Here is a 19,885-nt window from a genome sequence, read left to right as displayed (position 1 = left end):
CCATGGCTTCTGTCACCATATCGAATGTTCAGAAAAACTACGGCGCCATGAACGTGCTGTCCTCCGTTGATCTCTCGATCGCCGACGGCGAGTTTGTCGTCCTCGTCGGGCCATCGGGCTGCGGCAAGTCCACGCTGTTGCGCATGATTGCGGGGCTGGAAGAAATTTCTGCCGGCGAGATCAAGATCGGCGATCGTGTCGTCAACGATGTCGCGCCCAAGGATCGCGACATCGCCATGGTGTTCCAGTCCTATGCGCTCTATCCGCATATGGACGTGGCGGCGAACATGGGCTTCAGCCTCTTGCTGCGCAAGACGGCCAAGGACCTCGTCATGAGCCGCGTCGGCAGCGCCGCCAAGCGTCTCGGCCTCGACGTGTTCCTCGAGCGGCTTCCGCGTCAGCTTTCCGGCGGTCAGCGCCAGCGCGTCGCCATGGGGCGGGCGATCGTGCGTGATCCCAAGGTCTTCCTCTTCGACGAGCCCTTGTCGAACCTCGACGCAAAGTTGCGCGTACATATGCGCACCGAGATCAAGGCGCTGCACCAGCAGTTGAAGACGACGTCTGTTTATGTCACCCACGATCAGGTTGAAGCCATGACCATGGCCGACCGTATTGTTGTGATGCACGATGGCGTGATCCAGCAGGTCGGAACGCCTCTCGAACTCTACGACCATCCGGCGAACCTCTTTGTTGCCGGCTTCATTGGTTCGCCCGGGATGAACTTCCTGCCGGCCGTTGTCACCAACCAGAACGGAACGAGTGCCGCGGAGCTTGCCGATGGCCAGTTCGTACCGCTCCGGCAGGAACTCAACCTTGCCGACGGCGACAGGATTGTCGTTGGCGTACGGCCGGAAAACATCGAGATCGGCGGGGCGGATGATTTGAAGGCCAGGATCGAGGTCATCGAGCCATTGGGCCTCTCGACGCAATTCTATACGAAGATGGCGGATCAGCAGGTATGCATCTTCGCCATGGGGCGCACCGATCGCGCTCCGGGCGATATGATCGGCCTCGGCGTCAAGCCGGAAAATGTTCACGTCTTCCACGCCAAGTCGGGCATGAGATTGGCCTAAGGCGATCGTCGCCTTCCGCGAAAAAGCGTCTGGAATAATATTTCGCTGTTTCGGCGATTTCTGGTATTGCTTTCGCCGTTTAGCAGATTTTGCTGGCTGGGAATGCCTATGCAGCAGCCAAGCAAAGTGACATTTTCCGATCATTCGCCAAAAGGCTAAAACAATGGATGGAAACAAATGAACTGGCTGAAATCGCTCCTCGTCATCGGCGCTCTCGCAATCGTGCCCGCACAGGCCCATGCAGAATCGAATCTGGAAAAGATCAAGGCGGCGGGTGTCCTGAAGATCGGCACCGAAGGTACCTACGCGCCGTTCACCTATCATGACGCGGCCGGCAAGCTCGTCGGGTTCGACGTGGAGATCGGCGAGGCGATCGCCAAGAACCTCGGCGTCAAGCCACAGTTCCTCGAAGGCAAGTGGGATGGCCTCATCGCCGGTCTTGACGCGAACCGCTACGACACTGTCATCAACCAGGTTGGCATCACCGAGGCTCGCAAGCAGAAGTATGATTTCTCCGAGCCCTATATCGCCTCCAAGGCTGTTCTCATCGTCAAGGGCGACAATGCCGATATCAAGACCTTCGCTGATCTGAAGGGCAAGAAATCGGCGCAGTCCCTGTCGAGCAATTTCGGCAAGATCGCGCAGGAAGCGGGCGCCGAGCTCGTTGGTACCGATGGTTTCGACCAGTCGATCCAGCTCGTCCTCAACGGCCGCGCCGATGCAACGATCAATGACAGCCTCTCGTTCCTCGACTTCAAGAAGCACAAGCCGGACGCCAATGTGAAGATCGCCGCCCAGCAGGAAAATGCCGACTTTTCCGGCATCATCATTCGCAAGAACGAGCCGGATCTCCTGGCTGCGATCAACAAGGCGCTCGAGACGATCAAGGCGGATGGTACCTACAAGAAGATTGCCGACAAGTATTTCGGCGAGGACGTCTCCAAGTAACACCCGTTTACGACCGGCGCGATTTGCGCTCTAAGAGGGCAGGGCATTTGTCCCTGCCTTTTTCCTATTAAAATACGGGCTCACCAGGGAGAACCGGATTTGACCCATTGGCTGACACTGATGCTTGAATCGCTGCCCTCGCTGCTCTGGGCAGGATTGGTTTTCACCATTCCCCTGACGCTGCTCTCCTTCGTCCTGGGGCTGGCTGTCGGCCTGATCGCAGCGCTCGTCCGCTTGTTTGCCCCGGCACCCTTTGCAGCGGTCATCAAGTTCTACGTGTGGATCATTCGCGGCACCCCGCTTCTCGTCCAGTTGTTTCTGATCTTCTACGGTCTGCCAAGCGTCGGTATCGTCCTTGATGCGTTCACCGCCGCGTTGATCGGCTTCACGCTCAATATCGGTGCCTACACGTCGGAGATCTTGCGTGCGGTCATTTCCTCCGTGCCCAAGGGGCAATGGGAAGCTGCCTATTCGATCGGCATGAGCTGGGGGCAGGCGATGCGTCGCACGATCCTCCCGCAGGCCGCGCGGGTCGCCGTTCCGCCCCTGTCGAATACCTTCATCTCGCTGGTCAAGGATACCTCGCTTGCCGCCGCAATCACGGTGCCGGAATTGTTCCAGGCAGCGCAGCGCATCGTTGCAACCACCTATGAACCACTGATCCTCTATGTCGAGGCGGCGTTGATCTACCTCGTGATGAGCTCGGTCCTGTCATCGCTGCAGGCGCGGCTGGAGACGCGCCTCAATCGCTATGGCGGCTTCCTGGAGGCGCGCTCATGAGCATGGTCGATCTCAAAAATATCGTGAAGCGTTTCGGCGATCTGACAGTGCTGAATGAGGTCTCGCTCAGCGTTGCCGAAGGCGCGGTCATGGCACTCGTCGGCCCTTCGGGAGGGGGCAAGAGCACGCTGTTGCGCTGCATCAACCTCCTGGAAATTCCGACCTCCGGATCCGTCGATATAGCCGGCGACAGGTTGGAGTTTCGACCGGACCTTCGCGTCAACAGCAAGGACGTTCACAGGCTTCGCCGTCACACCGGCATGGTGTTCCAGAACTTCCAGCTCTTCCCGCACCGGACCGTCATCGAGAACGTCACCGAGGGACTCACCACCGTACTGAAATGGCCGAAGGAGCGCGCGCGCGAACGGGCCATGATGCTTCTCGAAAAGGTTGGCCTCGCCCACAAGGCCGAGGTATGGCCCTCGACGCTTTCGGGCGGCCAGCAGCAGCGTGTGGCCATCGCGCGGGCGCTCGCGCCTTCGCCAAAGGTCCTCCTGTGCGACGAGCCGACATCGGCGCTCGACCCCGAACTATCGGGCGAGGTAGTCGACGTGCTGGCGCAACTTGCCCGTGAAGGAACGACGATGGTGATGGCGACGCACGATCTGCGGCTCGCATCGAAAATCGCCAATGAGGTCATTGTTCTCGACGGTGGAGTCATCGTCGAACAAGGGTCTTCGCGCGATATCTTCACGCGTCCGCAACGCGAACGAACAAAACGGTTCATCGCGACATTGACGCATGAGGAGAGGAACACCCAAGGCGAGGGGATCTGATTTCCCTACCCGTCTGGGCTTCGTGTCAATCCAGTGAATCCGTGTCGGCGGGGAAGTTGTGAATTTCCCACTTATCCTGAATGGACGCGGACCGCGTCGCGCAATAGCTGTTCCCCGTAGCTCTAGACAAACGGTTTCGCGAGTTTGAGCCGCCGTGGCAGCAACCGGTCGAAATAGGCCTTGCCGCCGGCAGCAAGACGCGTTCCCTCCGCAGACAGGAAGCCGGGGGGCAAGTGACGCGTCTTTCCCGCGACATTGGCGAGGGGCACCAGGCGGATACGTGTTACGCCGCCTTCTTCCTGCAACGCAACCGAGCCTCCGCCCTGTGCTGCAGCTTCGACCGCAAATGCGCCCGCATCAAAAGCTTCTTGCGCATCGGTCGCGTTGATCATCCCGGCATTGCCGCGCGGCAAATAGCCGAATGTGTCAACCCGGGCGCGTACGCCGGGCAATCCGTCGCGCAAGGCCTGTTCCACCGCCATGCCGAGATCGCCACCGGAGAGGCGAACATTGCCATGCGCGTCAAATTCAAGGCGCTCGCGCGGCACGAGATTTTCTACCACCGAACGGCCGTCCTCGGCGGTAACGCCTTCGGACATGGCAACGATGCAGCGGCCATGACGATCGATGACGGAGCGTACCTCCTCGACGAAACGCTTTGGCGAGAAGGCGAGTTCGGGAACATAGAGGAGATGCGGTCCGCTCTCGTCGTCAAATTGCCATGCGGCTGCTGCGGCGGTCAGAAAGCCGGCGTGCCGGCCCATGACGATGCCGACATAGATGCCCGGCAAGGCGCGGAAATCGAGATCGACGCTGGCGAAAGCCGTAGCGACGAACTCGGCGGCCGAGATGAACCCCGGAGTGTGGTCGTTCTCTTCAAGGTCATTGTCGATCGTCTTCGGCGCGTGAACGAAGGCGATATCGCCGCCTGCCGCGTCATTCAGGATCTGTTGCGTCCCAGCCGTATCGTTGCCGCCGATATAGATGAAGGCCGTGGCGCCCGCCTGTCTCAGACCTTTCAGGACCTTTTCGCAATAGGCTGCGTCCGGCTTGTCGCGCGTGCTCCCTAATGCGGCGCTGGGCGTTGCGCCGAGCAAACGGAGCTGCTCCTCGGGAAGGTCGGAGAGGTCGACGAAATTGCCGTCGCGAATGCCGCGCACGCCATGGAGCGCACCGAGAATGCGGGCGCCCCTATGGCGTTTGCGCGCCTCGATCACCGCTCCAGCCAACGTCTGGTTGATGACGGCGGTAGGGCCGCCGCCTTGCGCAATTACGAATGTCTCGCTCATGTCCGCCCTCCGCTCTTGTCATCTTTGCCTTGACGAAGCAATTGGACTTTGAGGGGAGGGGGAAGTCAACTCTGTTTGACGTATTTCCGCCAATCATGCTCTTCGCGGAACCCGAGGACTTCGCGTGTCTTGCGGTTGGACAATGGCGCTTCGAACTCGCCAAGTTCGCGGGTGATCGTCACATTGGGGCAGTATTTGGCGAGGAATTCCTGCGTCGGCAGCGTCGCCGTGATCGTGTCGTTGACCGCATTGAACACCTGGAAGCCGAGACCGTCCTTCTTGATCGCCAGATCGACGATCTGCCCGAGATCGCGGGCGTCGATGTAGCTCCACGCATTGCGTTTGCGCGACATCGGATTGGCGATGAAATCCGGGAAGCGATCATATTCATGCGGCTCGATCACATTGCCGATGCGCAGCGCGTAAATGTCCGCGCCGGTGCGCATGGCGAAGGCCCGCGCAGTCTTCTCGTTGACGAGCTTCGACAGTCCGTAGCTGTCCATCGGATCGATGTCGTAATCTTCTTCGAGCGGGAACGCGTGGAAATCCTTGTCGCCCTCGGCAAAGCAAACGCCATAGGTCGTTTCGCTTGAGGCGATGATGACCTTGCGGATACCGAGTTTGACCGCCGCCTCGATGACATTGTAAGTGCCGATCGTATTGACCCGGAACGTTTCGTTGTCGGGCTTGATCAAAACGCGAGGCACCGCGGCAAAATGCACGACGGCATCGATCGGCGCCGGACCATTGCCAGTCTCGAACCCATCGAAGCCGAAGTGACTCGAAAGGGCGTTGAACATTTCACCGCTGTCGGTGATATTGGCAAACAGGGTATTGACGCCTGGATAGTCCAGGGCAACGAGGTCGATATTGAGAACCTCATAGCCGTGCTCGACGAGGTAGGGAATGACGTGACGCCCCGCCTTGCCAGCGCCGCCGGTGAACACGATACGCTTCTTCATTCTGGTTTTCTCCATGTACCGGGGCACTGCCGCCTGGGAGTCGGCAATGCCCTCAATTGTCGCTTTGGCGCAGGTTGCGCAGCCTGTCGAAGAGGACGGCGAAGAGGATTGCGCCGCCGATGAAACAGCCTTGCCAGAAGGCATTGATACCAAGAAGACCAAGGCTGTTGCGGATCACCTCGATCAGCGCTGCGCCGACTAGCGCACCGAGCGCGGTGCCAACGCCGCCGGCGAGGGCCGCGCCACCAATGACGGCCGCGGCGATGACCTGAAGTTCAAGACCCGTGCCGATATTGGTGGTAATCGCGCCCAGCCAGCCGGTCTGGATGATGCCGGCGATGCCGGCCGATAGTGAGGAGATCATATAGACGGCAACCTTGATGAGCCGGACCGGCACGCCGGTGAGGGTCGCCGCATGTTCATTGCCGCCTATCGCATAGACATGGCGCCCGAACCTTGTCCAGCGCAGCACAAAGCCGGTCAGGAGCGCCAGTACGATCATGTAAAGGACAGGATTGGCGATGCCGAGGAACCACGCGCCACCGCCGAGCGCGAGCAATTTGTCATGGTCGGGCCCGAACTGGAACACCACCGTGTTGCCGGAGGCGACCATGGCGAGACTGCGCGCGATCGACAAGGTGCCGAGCGTGACGACAAAGGGGGGCATGCCAATATAGGCAATCAGGATGCCATGACACGCACCGATGGCGAGAGCGGTGGCGATGGACGCGGCAATGCCGATTTCGATGCTGTAGCCGGCATGCATGACCACGCCGAGGATCATGCTGCATAAACAGAGGACCGATCCGACCGAGAGATCGATTCCTCCCGTGATGATGACCAGTGTCATGCCGAGCGCGATGATCGCGACAAAGGTGACGTTGCGCGTGATGTTGTAAAGGTTCTTGGTCGTCGCGAAGGAATCCGTGGCGAACGAGAGGAAGATACAGGCGAGGATAACGGCTATCAGTACCCAGAACGTCTGGCTTCCCAGGACGGACGAGAGCCAGTTGTGCTGCCTTTGGTTGATTGTCTGATCAAGTGTGATGGCCATGGTCGACCTCGGTTCCTCCAAATGGTTCGATGCCCGACGGATCAGGCAAGCTGTTCGATCGCGCCGGTGATCAATCCCGTGACTTCTTCAGGCGACGTCGCCCCGATCGACTTGTCAGCAACCTTCCTGCCGCGCCGCATGACAATGACCCGGTCGGCCACGTCGAAGACGTCTGGCATGCGGTGGCTGATGAGGATCACTGCAATTCCCTGATCGCGCAGGTTGCGGATCAAGTTGAGGACCTCAGCAACCTGGCGGACCGAGATTGCCGCTGTCGGCTCGTCCATCAGCACGATCTTGGCCTCTGATAAACGCGTGCGCGCGATCGCAACGGCCTGGCGCTGCCCCCCGGACATCTGTTTGACCAGGTCGCGCGGCCGCGTCTCGGATTTCAGTTCAGCGAAGATCTGGCCGGCGCGCTTGTACATGTTGGCGTAGTCGAGGATGCGGATGGGACCGAAACCCCGCCGCAGTTCGCGCCCAAGAAAGACGTTTGCCGCCGCCGAGAGATTGTCGCAGAGCGCAAGATCCTGATAGACGATCTCGATTCCATGCTGACGGGCATCGATCGGCTTGTGCATGATGAGTTCGGCACCATCCATGCGCATGGTGCCTTCGCTCTGGCGGAAATTCCCGGCGATCATCTTCACGAGCGTTGATTTACCGGCGCCATTGTCCCCCATGAGGCCGACGACCTGGCCGGGTTCAATCGCGAATGAAACATCATTGACCGCTTGTATCGCGCCGAAATGCTTCGAAATATTGATGAGTTCGAGAACCGCCACCAGCTAACCTGCCTCCCTTTTTCTGTGCGCTCGCTATCCCGCTCGTTCGTGCGGACATTGTCGCGACCTTCCATCCCCTCCCAAGGAAAGCGGTAGGTCGAATTTACGCAAACGCTCAATCAAGCGTCAATCAACTTTCGGGTGATTGCAAGCCCATACAACCAAAAATAGTTTTATATTACAAATACCCGTTGACGGGGAAACGTTGGCGTTATTAGCTAGCGTCAGGGAGGAATATCTGATCACGAAAGCGACGGGGCAAGTCGGGCGGAACCCGTTCGCGGTCAATGCGGTAACGCGTACTCGCCGCTCGTTCCCGGTTCGAACCGGAACCTGGAAGACATCGGGATCAGGCAAAGGTCGCCTGCATCGGACTGAAATAACTATCGACTGGTTTCCGCGATACGTGTGATTGCAGAACAACCTCGTATTGTCTGGCATCCAGATTGATCTGTGTGGCGGGCACGCTCGTGTCCGTTGGGTTCAAGGGAGGAACAAATGAGGAAATCAATTCTACTGTTAGCCGCCGCTGCGCTCGCTCTCGGTGCCGGACCAGCTCTGGCGAAGAAGCAGCTTGTCATCGTCGTCAAGGGTCTCGACAATCCATTCTTCGAAGCCATCAACCAGGGCTGCCAGAAGTGGAACAAGGAGAACGCGAACTCGGAGTACGAGTGCTTCTACACCGGTCCAGCTTCGACATCCGATGAGGCAGGCGAGGCGCAGATTGTCCAGGACGTGTTGGGTAAGGCAGACACGGCCGCGATTGCCATTTCACCATCTAACGCCAAGCTGATCGCGCAGACGATCAAGACCGCCAATCCAACGGTTCCGGTCATGACGCTCGATGCCGACCTTGCTGCAGAAGACTCTGCCCTGCGCAAGACCTATCTTGGCACGGACAACTACCTGATGGGCGCCAAGATCGGCGAGTACATCAAGAAGGGCAAGCCGAGTGGCGGCAAGATATGCACGATCGAAGGCAACCCCGGTGCGGACAATATCCTGCGCCGTGCACAGGGCATGCGCGACACGCTCAGCGGCCAGAAGGGCTTGACCGCCCTGAAAGGCGAGGGCGGCTGGACAGAAGTTGCCGGTTGCCCGGTGTTTACCAATGATGACGGCGCCAAGGGCGTCCAGGCGATGACGGATATCCTGGCCGCCAATCCGGACCTTGACGCATTCGGCATCATGGGTGGCTGGCCGCTCTTCGGGGCGCCTCAGCCGTATCGTGACCTGTTCAAGCCACTGGCTGACAAGATCGCCAAGAATGAATTCGTCATCGGCGCGGCCGATACGATCGGCGACGAAGTCGCCATTGCCAAGGAAGGCCTCGTAACGGCTCTCGTTGGTCAGCGGCCTTTCGAAATGGGCTACAAGGCGCCCTCGGTCATGATCAACCTGATTGAAGGCAAGACCGTCGAGGATCCGGTTTTTACCGGTCTTGACGAATGCACCAAGGATACTGTCGATACCTGCATTCAGAAGTAACCTTCAGGCGAGGAGGGCGCGTCACTGCGTCCTCCTTGCTTTGCGTTCAACTGGAAAAATCTGTTCCGGCAGCTCAATCATAATTCCAGGATGTGCAGAGGGCTTTGAGCCTGAAAGCATAGGACCCGCAAAGCTGGTGCGCTAGGCAATCAGGATAAGGCCGGTCGCCGTCAGCGCCGCGATCCATATTAGATCGAAGTTGATCCACCCGCGCCGCAGGAACGCGAGTCCGAACCAATCATAGACCGTGAGCGCGATAACAAGAATGACCGCCAGCATTGCGGCCATGTGGGTGCCGACAGCTGCAAGCGCGATCAAGAGCGACCCCGAAGCCGTCAGGTCCTGCCCAGGCATCGACGCGAGGCAAAGCGGGATCACAACCGGCACAAGCATGAGCCCGGCGCCATGCGCGCTCGCCATCAGGAACGACCAGAAGCCGAGACCGACCATCCCGGTGGTCATGCCGACACGCACGCGGTGCCGGTGACCATAGGCGGCCTGATATGCCGCCCAGGCGAGCAGCAGGATACCCGCCGCGATTTCGAGTGGGCGCTGGTCGAAAATGAAGCCGAGCAATACGGCAACGACGGCAACCACCGCGATCGAGGCTGCGTGGCCAAGCGCAATCGGCACGAGTGACCGCAAGACAACCATGCGACTGCCGCGGTGGAGCCCGAGCCCTACCGCGAACAGCCAGCCCATCGCCGGGTTGAGACCATGAAAAACGCCAAGGCCGGCAAGCACCAGCCATGGAGAAATGGATGTCATTCTGCGTGTCTGCTCGTCGTTTGACCTGATGCCGTCATGGATAGCAGTAGGAATCCGACGAACAATCGCCACCTTCGAGCCGCACCTGGTGGGGCCGGTGGCTCTTCGGCCAATCGATGAAGAAATTCTCATCGAATGTGATGCCGCCATTTTCGCCGACATCGAGCTTCACCATCCAGCCTTCGAGCCCTTCCGGATAGAACTGGGGATCGATGGGTCCGTAGAGCGAGTTGGTGAAGTAGACCCGCTTGCCATCGCGGCTGATTTCCACCATCTGCGGCCCGCCGTTCAGGGCGCCGTTCTTCGCTTTCGGATGCGTCGTTCGCGAGACGATGCCGCCGATGCGGACCCGGCCGGTTTCCTTCGGATTGAAAGGGTCGGAGACGTCATATTGGATCATGTCGCCGGTGCCCCAGCAGGAGACATAGAGGAAGCGGTCATCCATGGAAAGGTCGATGTCGGTGACAAGCGGCGCGACCGCGCCGAACCCCTTCAGCACGGGCGGCAACAGGTCGGGGTCCGCCGGCTCGGCAGGGATTTCGATGATTTTCTTCACGGCCCACTTGTCGCCGTCGCGATACCAGGTCCAGATCGATGCGGAAAGATCCTTGAGGCTGATGACGCAGCCGACAAAGCCATAGGCCTTGGTCGGGTTGTGCGCCGGACGCAGTTCGAACACCAGCTGGTATTCTTCCCCCAGATCGATTTCCTGCAGATGCTTGCGCTTGTGGAGGTCCCAGAAGTGCAATCTGCGTCCGTACTTGCTCCCGAGCAGTATCTCTGGAACGAGCCCGTTCTCAAACGTGTCGGGCGTTCCCCATTCGCTGGTTACCATCGTGTCATGCCCGAGATGCCACCAGAAATCATAAGCGAGTTTCTGCGGGCCGCGGTCCATCTCCCACTGTCCAAGGACGTCGAAACTCGTGGGATCAAGGAGGAAGATGCCTCCCGGCGCCTTGCCTTCGGCATTGCCGAGCGCGTTCACATAAATACCCTCGGGCCCGCAGTGAATGGTGTGAAGGCGGGAGTAGCCTGCCTTTTCGGCGACTTCCTCCGGCTCGATGACGCGGACGATTTTCGGGTTCTTCGGATCGGGCTTGGTATCGATGATATGGAGCCGCGATGAACGCAACCCAGGTACGACCAGATAACGGCGCTCCATATGCGGGTGAGGGGCATTCGGGCAAAGGCACGACGAACAGGCATTCCAGCCGAAGTGATGCAACTCATCACCGGCATTCGGCATATCGACCTGGCCGACAATCTGCGAATAGGTGGGCGATTGCGGATCGACATCCACGACGGTAATGGCGTCGGGGATTTTTCGTTCGGGATCGAAGGCGGCGACATAGGCCAGTTTTTCGGCCGGCGCTTTCGCCGCCATGCGCGGCGAGGGATAGAAGGAAGGATCAGGTTGCCAGGTTGCCATGATGATGCTCTCCTCGTGATCGATGACAGAGTGTGCTGAGCGGTCCCCAATGCGACTTTCGTATCAATCTTGGCATCTGGCCGCTGTGCTGTCCAATCAAGTCATTTGATGAGAGCGGGGCCACCCGACCGGGGCCGGATGGCTCTGTATTGATCAATAGATATCGAAGGGGAAATACTTCGAGACGATTGTCTTGTAGGTTCCATTGGCTACGATGGCATCGATCGCCTTGTTGAACTTCTCGCGCAGCGCGTCGTCGCCCTTGCGAATGCCGATGCCGGCTTCAGTTGCCGTTCCCGGAACGTCTGCAAGCATCTTGCAGCAATCCTTGCCGGCATTGTTGAGCCAGTCGACCACGACGAATTTGTCTGAGATCAGCGCGTCGATGCGTCCGTTCTGGAGGTCGGCGGCCGCTTCTTCCTGCGTCGGGTAGAGCTTTACGTCCACGCCGGCCTTGCCATAGATGTCGGTCGCATAGTTGCCCTGCGTCGTTGACGCCTGCGCGCCGACGCTCTTGCCCTTCATGTCTTCGACGCCGACGCCGGCGAGCGTGCTGTCGTTCGGGACGATGACCGCCAAAGGCGTGGTATAGTATTTGTTGGTGAAATCGATCTTCTGCTTGCGCTCTTCGGTAATGCTCATGGACGCAATGATGGCGTCATACTTGTTGGCCATCAGACCCGGGATGATACCGTCCCAGTCTTGCGCAACAATGGTGCATTTTGCCTTCATCTCATCGCAGAGCGCATTGGCGATATCGACATCGAGGCCAGCCAGCGTTCCATCGGCCTTCAGGGTATTGAAGGGTGGATAAGCGCCTTCAGTGGCGATGCGGATTTCTTTCCAATCCTGGGCTGCTGCGTTAGATGCAAAAGCGACGATGGCCGCAGCGATCGTCAGAAACGTTTTATTCATGTTCCATCCTCTTGGGTACCTGGCCTTTTGGCCCGCCAACACATTAGCCGAAGCGGAATGGATGCAAAGGATATTTTCACGCAAGAGTTGAATCAGCTCGCCGGACTGGCGGCTCTTCGAGACAACGGCGAAAAGCGGCGATTGAGCAATGCCGCAACCACTGCTAGCATGGACTGCCGTCGTGTGCACGGCCAGGCGAACTTCGTTCAAGCCTGCAACGTCGGAGGTTTGACATGGCCTTAAACGATGACAGACCGATTTCACTCTTCAAGAAGCTGGGCGGATTGATCGCCATTATCCTGGGTTTCCTGATTACTGCGTCAGGCTACCGCTACGGTTCGACAGAGTTCCTTACCATTGGCATCGCGTTCATCGCGCTTGGCATCATCCTGCTCGTGCTCATGATTGTCCGACGCAACCAGAGCGGGCACGTGTGACGCCGAGCAGGCCGACAGCTAGAGAAGTGCCTCGACCACTCGGGCGCGCGTGTAGTACTAAGTAATTGATATTTTATAACAATTTGCAATTTATGGCATAAGAGTAGTTATGGAACTAACGCTTCGCAGGTCAGGCGAGAAAGTGGCAATTGATCCGGGCCGTACGCCCGGTCATGGACGGTGCATCGTCTTGCCGTGCACCATAACGGCGGCAGCGGCCTCGAATGCTGCTGCAACTGCTTCTGCACCGGGGTCGACTATGCCATCAAGATCGCGCGCGCCGACATAAGACGAGCGACCCGCTTTTGCCTTGGTCATCGATGCCGTTGCCTGGGCTCCGGACCTTGCAGCAACGGAAGCTTCTTGCGCTCCGCTGGCGGCAAGCGCATTCAGTGCGGGATCGAGTGCGTCGATCATCGTGCGATCGCCAGCTTTGGCGCCGCCGTAGAATGTCATGCGATCGAGCCCTGAAAGCAATGCTTCCGGTATGTTTGCGCCTGCCGCCATCGACTTCGATGCCGCCGTAAAGAAAATCGAGAGAAGCACGCCGCTCGAACCGCCCATGCTGGTTGCGAGAATCGAACCTATGGCTGCAAATGTTGCCGCCTTGTCGGCGAGAGGCAGTGTATCAATCCGCGCCAGGATGCCGCGCGCGCCTGCTGCAACCGTGGAACCGGTATCGCCGTCACCAGCACGAGCATCAAGCCGGTTGAGATCCGGTTCGAGCGCGACAAGCCTGTTGCAGATGGTCGCGAGCATTTCTTCGACTTGTGGGTCGCGACTGGCGGCCATATGTTCGATTTCGCTTCGCAGTGCGGGCGCGGGTACGATGGCTAGCTCATGGCGTTCGACAGGAGTTAGCCATGCGTGCGGTGCAACCTCCGCGAGAAGAGCCGCTTCGCGCGCCAGATCAAGCTTAATCAGCGACAGCGAAAAGCCGTTCATGTTGAGCGCTGTCATGATCGGCCCCGGGCCGATGATGAGCTTCACTCTGGCGCCAAGCGGTGTTGCAAGAACATTGCGCGCGATCAGGTTCATCTCTACTGGCGGCACGGCACCAAGGTTGTTGATGAGCAAAGCATATTCGCCGCCAGCGGGAATGGCGGCACTGAGGCGTTCAGTCATGATGCCGACAATACTCGCCGCGGCCTGGACGGGGATGCGCTCGACGCCCGGTTCTCCGTGAATGCCCAGCCCGAGTTCGCCCTCATTCTCGCCGAGCCGCGACTCCTGCGGCTGGCCTGGAATTGAACAGGTGGAATAGGCAACGCCGAGCGAAACGATCTCTGCCGCTGCCGTGGTGGCGGCTGCTGCGATGTCCTGCAACGCGTCACCACGCTCGGCGAGAAAACCTGCGATCTTGTGCACGAACAGCGTGCCGGCGATACCGCGGGGCTGTGCGAGGTCCGGGAGCGCTATGTCATCGGCAACGATGACCATCTCGACGTTGAACCCTTCGGCGCGTGCCCGCTCAGCGGCAAGACCGAAGTTCAGCCGGTCGCCCGTGTAATTCTTGACGACAAGGAGGCAACCTGCAGGGCCAGTAACGGCACGTATGGCCGTCAGTACCGCATCAACGCTTGGCGATGCGAAGATTTCCCCCGAGACTGCGGCCGTAAGCATGCCCCGCCCCACGAAGCCGGCATGGGCAGGCTCGTGGCCTGCGCCGCCGCCCGAAATGACGGCGACTTTCGACCTGTCCCAATCGGACCGCACGATAACCTTGATGTCCGGATAGGAGTCGAGGCGGGCCAATAAACCCGGGCGGCTGGTCAGCAGGAGGCCGTCGAGCGCCTCGGTGACGATGTTTTCCCTGCGATTGAAGAAGTGGCTCATCGGCATACCCAGTCTGTTGAATCATCAGGTCATAACCCGACCTGATGACACCAGTACTACGGTTTCCATCCTTGGCAAAATTGCGCACGATTGCCCGTGGCCATTTGGAAGCCACAGCCACGTTGGCAAGCGGGAGAGCGGCACGTGCAGTTGCGCCTCGATCGCCTGCCGCTCAAGTCAGGTGCGCAACGCAAAGAACTATTTGTTCGTCCGGTCGTCGATGAAGACCCCGGCGCGTTGCGCTGCCTGGACAAAGGCCTGCCTGGCTTTTGCCGGCGTCATCCACCCTTCGAGGGCATCGCGATTGATGCGAACGGCACGCTTGTATTCAAGCCCATCCTGCTGCGGCCATTGATTTCGGAGACACTCAAGAGCCTCCCAAGCCGTCGCAACCAAACGGAGCCCCATGGCGCCAAGACTTATTCTGACTGGCGATGAAAACGACTTGTCGTCCATTACACCTTCCCCCTACCACTTTGCCCGATGCCCCGAACGAAGCATCGATCGGAGTGCGGCGCGTTATGCGACAGGATCTGCGGGCCGGTATCCACTGGACATTGCTGGACTGCTGTCCGGCATGTTGCGGAATCCGGGATGTAAACGATGTCGGCATGACTGGAATGTGAAAGCATAGTTGAACTCCAAAACAGAATTGCGAACTATGTTTCCTCCTTTACCCCATTCTTTTTTGTTTGCTGTTCAGGGCTGTCATTACGATCTCAGATTTGAATCGCATCCGCAATACCAAATTCGGCGAATGCCGGTATATCTCAAGGTGCAATCGCCGTCAGATCAGCTGGCGGAACTTCAGCTCATCCTTCAAATAGGCGTAGTAGATCGGCGCAGCGATCAGGCCGGCAATGCCATACCAGGCCTCCAGGACAATCATCGCCAAGAGCAACTCCCACGCGCGCGCCTTGATGCGTGAACCGATGATCTTCGCATTGAGGAAATACTCGAGCTTATGGATGACAATGAGAAAAGCCAGGGATCCGAGTGCCGCAAACAGCGATACGCTGAGGGCTACAATGACGATCACGGTATTCGAGATCAAATTGCCGATGACGGGCAACAGGCCGGCGATGAAGGTGACCGCGATCATGGTTTTGACGAGTGGTAGGTCTACGCCGAAGGAAGGTAGAATGAGGACGAGGAAGATCCCGGTAAAGAACGTGTTCAAGGCAGAGATACGCAGCTGCGAGAAGACGATGTTGCGGAACGCGTCGCTGAAGTGATCGATACGATCGGTAAGTGCGATCGCCAGCGGGCCGAGCTGTCGTGACGGCGCAACCGAACTCAGTGCGACCATGCCGCCGATGATCATGCCGATGATAATCCTTATGAGAAGGACACCGAACTCTCTGCCGACAAGCTGCAACTGTCCGGCATGTTCACGCAGCCAGACGGCGGCAACCGATTCCAGCTCTTCAAGGTTGGACGGGAAATAATCCCGCGCCCAGCTTGGCAGATGTACCTGCGCCGTATCGATGATTTCCGCCATTTTCTTGAAAAGCGATGCGATGCCTTCCGAGCCGTCGCTCAGAAATGCGACGCCGCCAAGCACGGCCGCCACGATCAAAAGGATGAAGACGAGGGCAAGCAGCGCCAGAGCGACGGTCTTGGCAATTCGGCCATCGACCCCTGCCCTGCCGAGCAGCGGTGCCGAGAGATGCACGACATTGTAGACGAGGAGGCCGGCAAGAAGCGCCGAAAGCAATCCCAGTTCGAGCACGGCGATAAGCGCTATGAACGATAAGACATAAGATGCAATTGTAAGCCGGTTGGCGGTAAGCAAGCGGTGCCCCTAGGAAGGCGTTATTCATTGCCCACGTTCCTACCCTTGAAGTCCGATGCGATGCAAGCACAACCGTTGGACAGCTCGGCGTTTCAACAAAATAGATTGAAAAATATAGTACTTTAAGATGAGATAAAATATCACTTAAAACGTTACTGCAAATGACAAGAAAATATTGACACCGGATCATGGTCTTGTTTAGACGGCATAAGTAGGCCTTTGCGATGCGAGGGTATATTGCTGCTTTGCATCGTGCCAACCCCCGAAGGGAGCGACTATTGCCATGGCAAACCTGCGGCGAGGTTTCTTGGAGCGGATAGACACGTCTGCCGGTAAAACGGCCTTTGCCTTGCAGGGTGAAAGACCCGCCCAACGCGTGAACGAGACGGTGGATCGGATTCGGGCAGAGCGCGGTCTGGATCGGAAAGCATTGCGCGGGTCGTCGGGCGCACGTCTAGTTCTTCTCACCGGCGGTAACAGTGCAGCCAGGCTTAGTGCGTCCGCCATCATTGCCGCAGGGCTGGGCCTCGAACTGTTCCGCGTCGATCTTTCGGCCGTTGTCAGCAAGTACATCGGTGAAACCGAGCGCAACCTTAAGCAGTTGTTCGATGAGAAAGAGCGAAGTGGCGGTGTGCTGCTCTTTGATGAGGCGGACGCGCTCTTCGGCAAGCGCTCGGAAGTGAAGGACGCGCATGATCGCTACGCACATGTCGAGGTGGATTACCTGCGGCAGATGATTGAGAACTACGATGGGGTGGTGATCTTGGCGACCGGCTCGCAGCATTGTTTGCCAAAGCTCAAGGCCATTGCCGGGTATGCGGTAGAGCTTGCACCCGATAGTGGCGCTTGCTGAACGCAGTCTGGGTGGGCAAAACCCTTGCAGCGGTCCACATAGCGGCAATGGAACATTTCAAGACGAATTCGAGTTAAATGTAGAGTCTATTTACAAAATTAAGTTATATTTCAGGAGAGAAAGGTGGGCGGAACCTTGTCAAATGCGCCAGGCGTTCGACTAAAATCGTTGAAACCAGCCCCTCATTGCTACGCCACCCTCGGCGGTGCAGTCCTCTCGTTTGGAACTCCATATCGGCGTGCGGCGTCCCATGCGTGAGGAAGCCGAGAATCATCATGATTTCAAGGGTTTGACGACCGACTACTTTGATCGCCGGAGCGAGACTTACGACCAGGACGCGATTTTCCCGAAACTCGCTTTTGTGATCATTCGACATGCCGATATCGAACCGGGGCATTGCGTGCTCGACATCGGCACGGGCACAGGGCGACTGGCGCTGCAGGCCGCGAAAATGGTTGGGGATGAAGGTGGCGTTGTCGCCATCGATCTATCGGCGGAAATGCTCACGCAGGCGCATTTCAAGGCCGGGATGGATAATCTCAGCAACATCCAGTTCATTCAGGGAGACGTCGAGGAGGCGACGTTTGATAATAACGCGTTCGACAGGATCCTGTGTTCCTCGGCGTTCGTACTTCTGTCCGATCCACACGCGGCACTCAGGCAATGGAACCGCTGGCTGAAGTCAGGCGGGATGGTGACTTTCGATGCACCGGGCGAACCCTTTGGCATTAACAGCATCATTGCCGAAGTTGCAGAAGTGCATGGAATTGACCTGCCCTATGCCACGATCGCCAATACAGTCGAAAAATGCAAAGAGTTGCTCGAGAGTTCCGGATTTGAGGTGGCCGAGATCAGCCCGGAATTGATGCAGGAGCATAGAATGTTGACTGAGGAAGCACTGTTCGTCTGGGAGAAATCCCTCGCGCATCCCGCCTGGCACCAACTCAACCTGCTACCGGCTAAAGAGCTCGAGCAGCTGCGAAAAGACTTCGAAACGAAGGTCCACGCGAAAGCCAAGGATGGAACCATCGTCAGCAAGATCATCATGCACGTCGTCACTGGCCGAAAGAAAACTGACGGCGTATGAGCGCTAGGCGGTCGGGCCTTCCAGCTCGCCGCGCCTGATCAATTCTTCGCGGATCAGTTTCTTGGCTATCTTGCCATGGGCCGACTTTGGCATTTCCGGCCAGAAGACAAAGCGTTTTGGAAGCTTGTAGCGCGCCATTTTGCCGTCAATCCAGGCGATCATTGCATCAGTATCCGGACTGGCGCCGTCATGCGGTACGCAGACGGCAAGACCAACCTCGCCCCACATCGGATCTGGGATACCGAGGACCGCAACCTCGCTGATGTCGGGATGGCTGAGGATCTTCTCCTCGATCTCGCGCGGATAGATGTTTGAACCGCCCGAAATATACATGTCGGACGCGCGCCCGGTGATGAAGAGATACCCTGCCGTGTCCATATGGCCAAGGTCACCGGTGCGGAACCAGCCGTTGCGGAAGGCCTTCGCATTCGCTTCCGGATTTTCGTAATAACCGGCAAAGACTGCCGGGCCGATCACGCAGATCTCGCCGGTCATTCCCGGCTCCAATTCGTTGCCGGCATCATCCTGAATCGAGATCTGCATACCCGTGCGCGCATAGCCACAAGTGCCAGGACGCTTATCATCCGTCTCTTCGATGTGATGTTCGCTTGCAGGCAGAACGGATATATTTCCCGTGACTTCCCCAAGCCCGAAATATTGAACGATGACCGGTCCCAGGGCTTTCAATGCGTGCACCTGATCGGTGCGATACATCGGTGCGCCAGCATAGATCACGTAGCGCAATGAAGAATGGTCGCGCTCGTTGACCGAGGGGTGCTCGGCAAGAAGTTTGAGGATCGTCGGCACCGTGAACATGTTGCTGACCTGCCAGGTTTCAACGAGGCGCCAGGCCTCGGCGACATCGAGCTTTTCACCGGGCAGGAGCACCGTCTTCGAACCGCGGGCGACCTGAGTCAAAAGGTGGATACCCGCCCCGTGCGACAACGGGGCGACAACGAGCGACGCGTCGAGGCGCGTCGTCGCCGGCATCAAGTCGCAAAGGTGGTTGGTGACAACGAAAGCCATCTGACCATGCGTAAGCACGGCTGCCTTTGGCCGCCCGGTTGTTCCTGAGGTAAAAAAGAACCAGCATGGGTCGTTATGATCGACAGGTGCCGTCTCTACCGTCTCGCCCTCGAAGCGTTCGATAATCGCGTCATAATCCTCGCCGAACGGGGCGTCGCCGATGGCGATGGCGAAGGCAAGGTCGGAGCTGGCAGCCCGGCAGGCGGAAACATGCTCCGGAAACCCATTACCGCAAATCATGCCCTTCGCGCCGCTCGCGGCGGCGAGATAGGCCACTTCATCGGGTGTCTGGCGGAAGTTGGTTGGAACCCAGACCGCTCCGAGCTGAAAGCAGGCGAACATCGATTCGAGCATCTGGTTGCAATTCTGCGACTGGACGAGGATGCGATCGCCCTTCCCTACCCCGTACTCCCTCTGCAGCGCCGCCGCCATGGCATTGACCCGGCAGTGTATCCCGCTCCACGTCCAGTTTTGGTCGCGCCACACGAGTGCTACCTCATCGGGAAATCGCGCCGCCGTTTGAGCAAGAACCCCCGAAAGATTCATCACCCGATTCGACATGCGTTCCATGGTTCTTCCCCCGA

At 58.4% G+C, this 19,885-nt stretch carries 19 protein-coding genes; 9 read left to right on the top strand and 10 right to left on the bottom strand.

The features are described 5' to 3' along the window. The first annotated feature begins 2 nt into the window (after window positions 1–2). The 4 genes from ugpC to BLR72_RS19010 all read left to right on the top strand — a co-directional run bounded on the left by ugpC (window position 3) and on the right by BLR72_RS19010 (window position 3,577). Window positions 3–1,073: an ABC transporter ATP-binding protein gene (gene ugpC, locus BLR72_RS19025; protein ID WP_027232216.1), complete on the top strand. Its 1,071-nt coding sequence runs from the start codon at window positions 3–5 to the stop codon at window positions 1,071–1,073. Window positions 1,074–1,250: 177 nt separating this feature from the next. Then, entirely contained in the window at window positions 1,251–2,021 is a 771-nt protein-coding gene (locus tag BLR72_RS19020) for an amino acid ABC transporter substrate-binding protein (protein WP_027232215.1), read from the top strand. Between the two features lie 99 nt (window positions 2,022–2,120). Further along, entirely contained in the window at window positions 2,121–2,801 is a 681-nt protein-coding gene (locus BLR72_RS19015; RefSeq protein WP_027232214.1) for an amino acid ABC transporter permease, read from the top strand. Window positions 2,802–2,803: 2 nt separating this feature from the next. Beyond that, complete coding sequence (locus BLR72_RS19010; RefSeq protein WP_027232213.1) at window positions 2,804–3,577, top strand: amino acid ABC transporter ATP-binding protein; 774 nt, start codon at window positions 2,804–2,806, stop codon at window positions 3,575–3,577. A gap of 122 nt (window positions 3,578–3,699) precedes the next feature. Here BLR72_RS19010 and BLR72_RS19005 read toward each other — a convergent pair whose 3' ends face one another. From BLR72_RS19005 to BLR72_RS18990, 4 genes are all read right to left on the bottom strand, one after another. Next, window positions 3,700–4,866 carry a diphosphate--fructose-6-phosphate 1-phosphotransferase gene (locus BLR72_RS19005; protein ID WP_091951062.1) on the bottom strand — a complete coding sequence of 389 codons (1,167 nt, stop codon included), beginning with the start codon at window positions 4,864–4,866 and terminating at the stop codon, window positions 3,700–3,702. Between the two features lie 65 nt (window positions 4,867–4,931). Next, window positions 4,932–5,828 carry an NAD-dependent epimerase/dehydratase family protein gene (locus tag BLR72_RS19000; protein ID WP_091951060.1) on the bottom strand — a complete coding sequence of 299 codons (897 nt, stop codon included), beginning with the start codon at window positions 5,826–5,828 and terminating at the stop codon, window positions 4,932–4,934. Between the two features lie 52 nt (window positions 5,829–5,880). Beyond that, a complete protein-coding gene (locus BLR72_RS18995; RefSeq protein WP_027232210.1) occupies window positions 5,881–6,882 on the bottom strand; it encodes an ABC transporter permease in 1,002 nt (333 codons plus the stop codon). Window positions 6,883–6,923: 41 nt separating this feature from the next. After that, entirely contained in the window at window positions 6,924–7,667 is a 744-nt protein-coding gene (locus BLR72_RS18990; RefSeq protein ID WP_027232209.1) for an ATP-binding cassette domain-containing protein, read from the bottom strand. Window positions 7,668–8,165: 498 nt separating this feature from the next. Between BLR72_RS18990 and BLR72_RS18985 the strand changes: the two genes are divergently transcribed. Further along, the gene (locus BLR72_RS18985) at window positions 8,166–9,155 is read left to right on the top strand and encodes a substrate-binding domain-containing protein (RefSeq protein ID WP_091951058.1); all 990 of its coding nucleotides are present in this window, start codon (window positions 8,166–8,168) and stop codon (window positions 9,153–9,155) included. 141 nt (window positions 9,156–9,296) lie between these two features. Here BLR72_RS18985 and BLR72_RS18980 read toward each other — a convergent pair whose 3' ends face one another. From BLR72_RS18980 to BLR72_RS18970, 3 genes are all read right to left on the bottom strand, one after another. After that, window positions 9,297–9,923 carry a hypothetical protein gene (locus BLR72_RS18980; RefSeq protein ID WP_091951056.1) on the bottom strand — a complete coding sequence of 209 codons (627 nt, stop codon included), beginning with the start codon at window positions 9,921–9,923 and terminating at the stop codon, window positions 9,297–9,299. Window positions 9,924–9,957: 34 nt separating this feature from the next. Continuing rightward, window positions 9,958–11,352: a selenium-binding family protein gene (locus BLR72_RS18975; protein WP_091951054.1), complete on the bottom strand. Its 1,395-nt coding sequence runs from the start codon at window positions 11,350–11,352 to the stop codon at window positions 9,958–9,960. 153 nt (window positions 11,353–11,505) lie between these two features. Then, window positions 11,506–12,267, bottom strand: coding sequence for an ABC transporter substrate-binding protein (locus BLR72_RS18970; protein ID WP_091951052.1), 762 nt, complete (start codon window positions 12,265–12,267; stop codon window positions 11,506–11,508). Between the two features lie 233 nt (window positions 12,268–12,500). On the opposite strand from BLR72_RS18970, the gene BLR72_RS18965 reads away from it, so the two are divergent. Next, on the top strand, window positions 12,501–12,704 hold the full coding sequence (locus BLR72_RS18965; RefSeq protein WP_027232204.1) for a hypothetical protein: 204 nt from the start codon (window positions 12,501–12,503) through the stop codon (window positions 12,702–12,704). Between the two features lie 171 nt (window positions 12,705–12,875). Here the strand turns inward: BLR72_RS18965 and BLR72_RS18960 are convergent, their stop codons facing one another. Beyond that, the gene (locus tag BLR72_RS18960) at window positions 12,876–14,540 is read right to left on the bottom strand and encodes a dihydroxyacetone kinase subunit DhaK (protein ID WP_091951306.1); all 1,665 of its coding nucleotides are present in this window, start codon (window positions 14,538–14,540) and stop codon (window positions 12,876–12,878) included. Between the two features lie 144 nt (window positions 14,541–14,684). Here BLR72_RS18960 and BLR72_RS22755 point away from each other — a divergent pair, with 144 nt between their 5' ends. Beyond that, window positions 14,685–14,978: a hypothetical protein gene (locus BLR72_RS22755; RefSeq protein ID WP_244506759.1), complete on the top strand. Its 294-nt coding sequence runs from the start codon at window positions 14,685–14,687 to the stop codon at window positions 14,976–14,978. A 349-nt stretch (window positions 14,979–15,327) separates the two neighbouring features. Here the strand turns inward: BLR72_RS22755 and BLR72_RS18950 are convergent, their stop codons facing one another. After that, on the bottom strand, window positions 15,328–16,335 hold the full coding sequence (locus tag BLR72_RS18950; RefSeq protein WP_027232201.1) for an AI-2E family transporter: 1,008 nt from the start codon (window positions 16,333–16,335) through the stop codon (window positions 15,328–15,330). Window positions 16,336–16,618: 283 nt separating this feature from the next. Here BLR72_RS18950 and BLR72_RS18945 point away from each other — a divergent pair, with 283 nt between their 5' ends. Both BLR72_RS18945 and BLR72_RS18940 read left to right on the top strand, forming a co-directional pair. Next, complete coding sequence (locus BLR72_RS18945) at window positions 16,619–17,188, top strand: AAA family ATPase (protein WP_091951050.1); 570 nt, start codon at window positions 16,619–16,621, stop codon at window positions 17,186–17,188. Between the two features lie 220 nt (window positions 17,189–17,408). Then, window positions 17,409–18,275, top strand: coding sequence for a class I SAM-dependent methyltransferase (locus tag BLR72_RS18940; RefSeq protein WP_139202556.1), 867 nt, complete (start codon window positions 17,409–17,411; stop codon window positions 18,273–18,275). 3 nt (window positions 18,276–18,278) lie between these two features. Here the strand turns inward: BLR72_RS18940 and BLR72_RS18935 are convergent, their stop codons facing one another. After that, window positions 18,279–19,871, bottom strand: coding sequence for an acyl-CoA synthetase (locus BLR72_RS18935; RefSeq protein WP_091951046.1), 1,593 nt, complete (start codon window positions 19,869–19,871; stop codon window positions 18,279–18,281). Window positions 19,872–19,885: the final 14 nt, after the last annotated feature.

The organism is Phyllobacterium sp. YR620 (assembly GCF_900104165.1).
Taxonomy (GTDB): domain Bacteria; phylum Pseudomonadota; class Alphaproteobacteria; order Rhizobiales; family Rhizobiaceae; genus Phyllobacterium; species Phyllobacterium pellucidum.
This window is presented reverse-complemented; position numbering and strand designations above follow the sequence as displayed.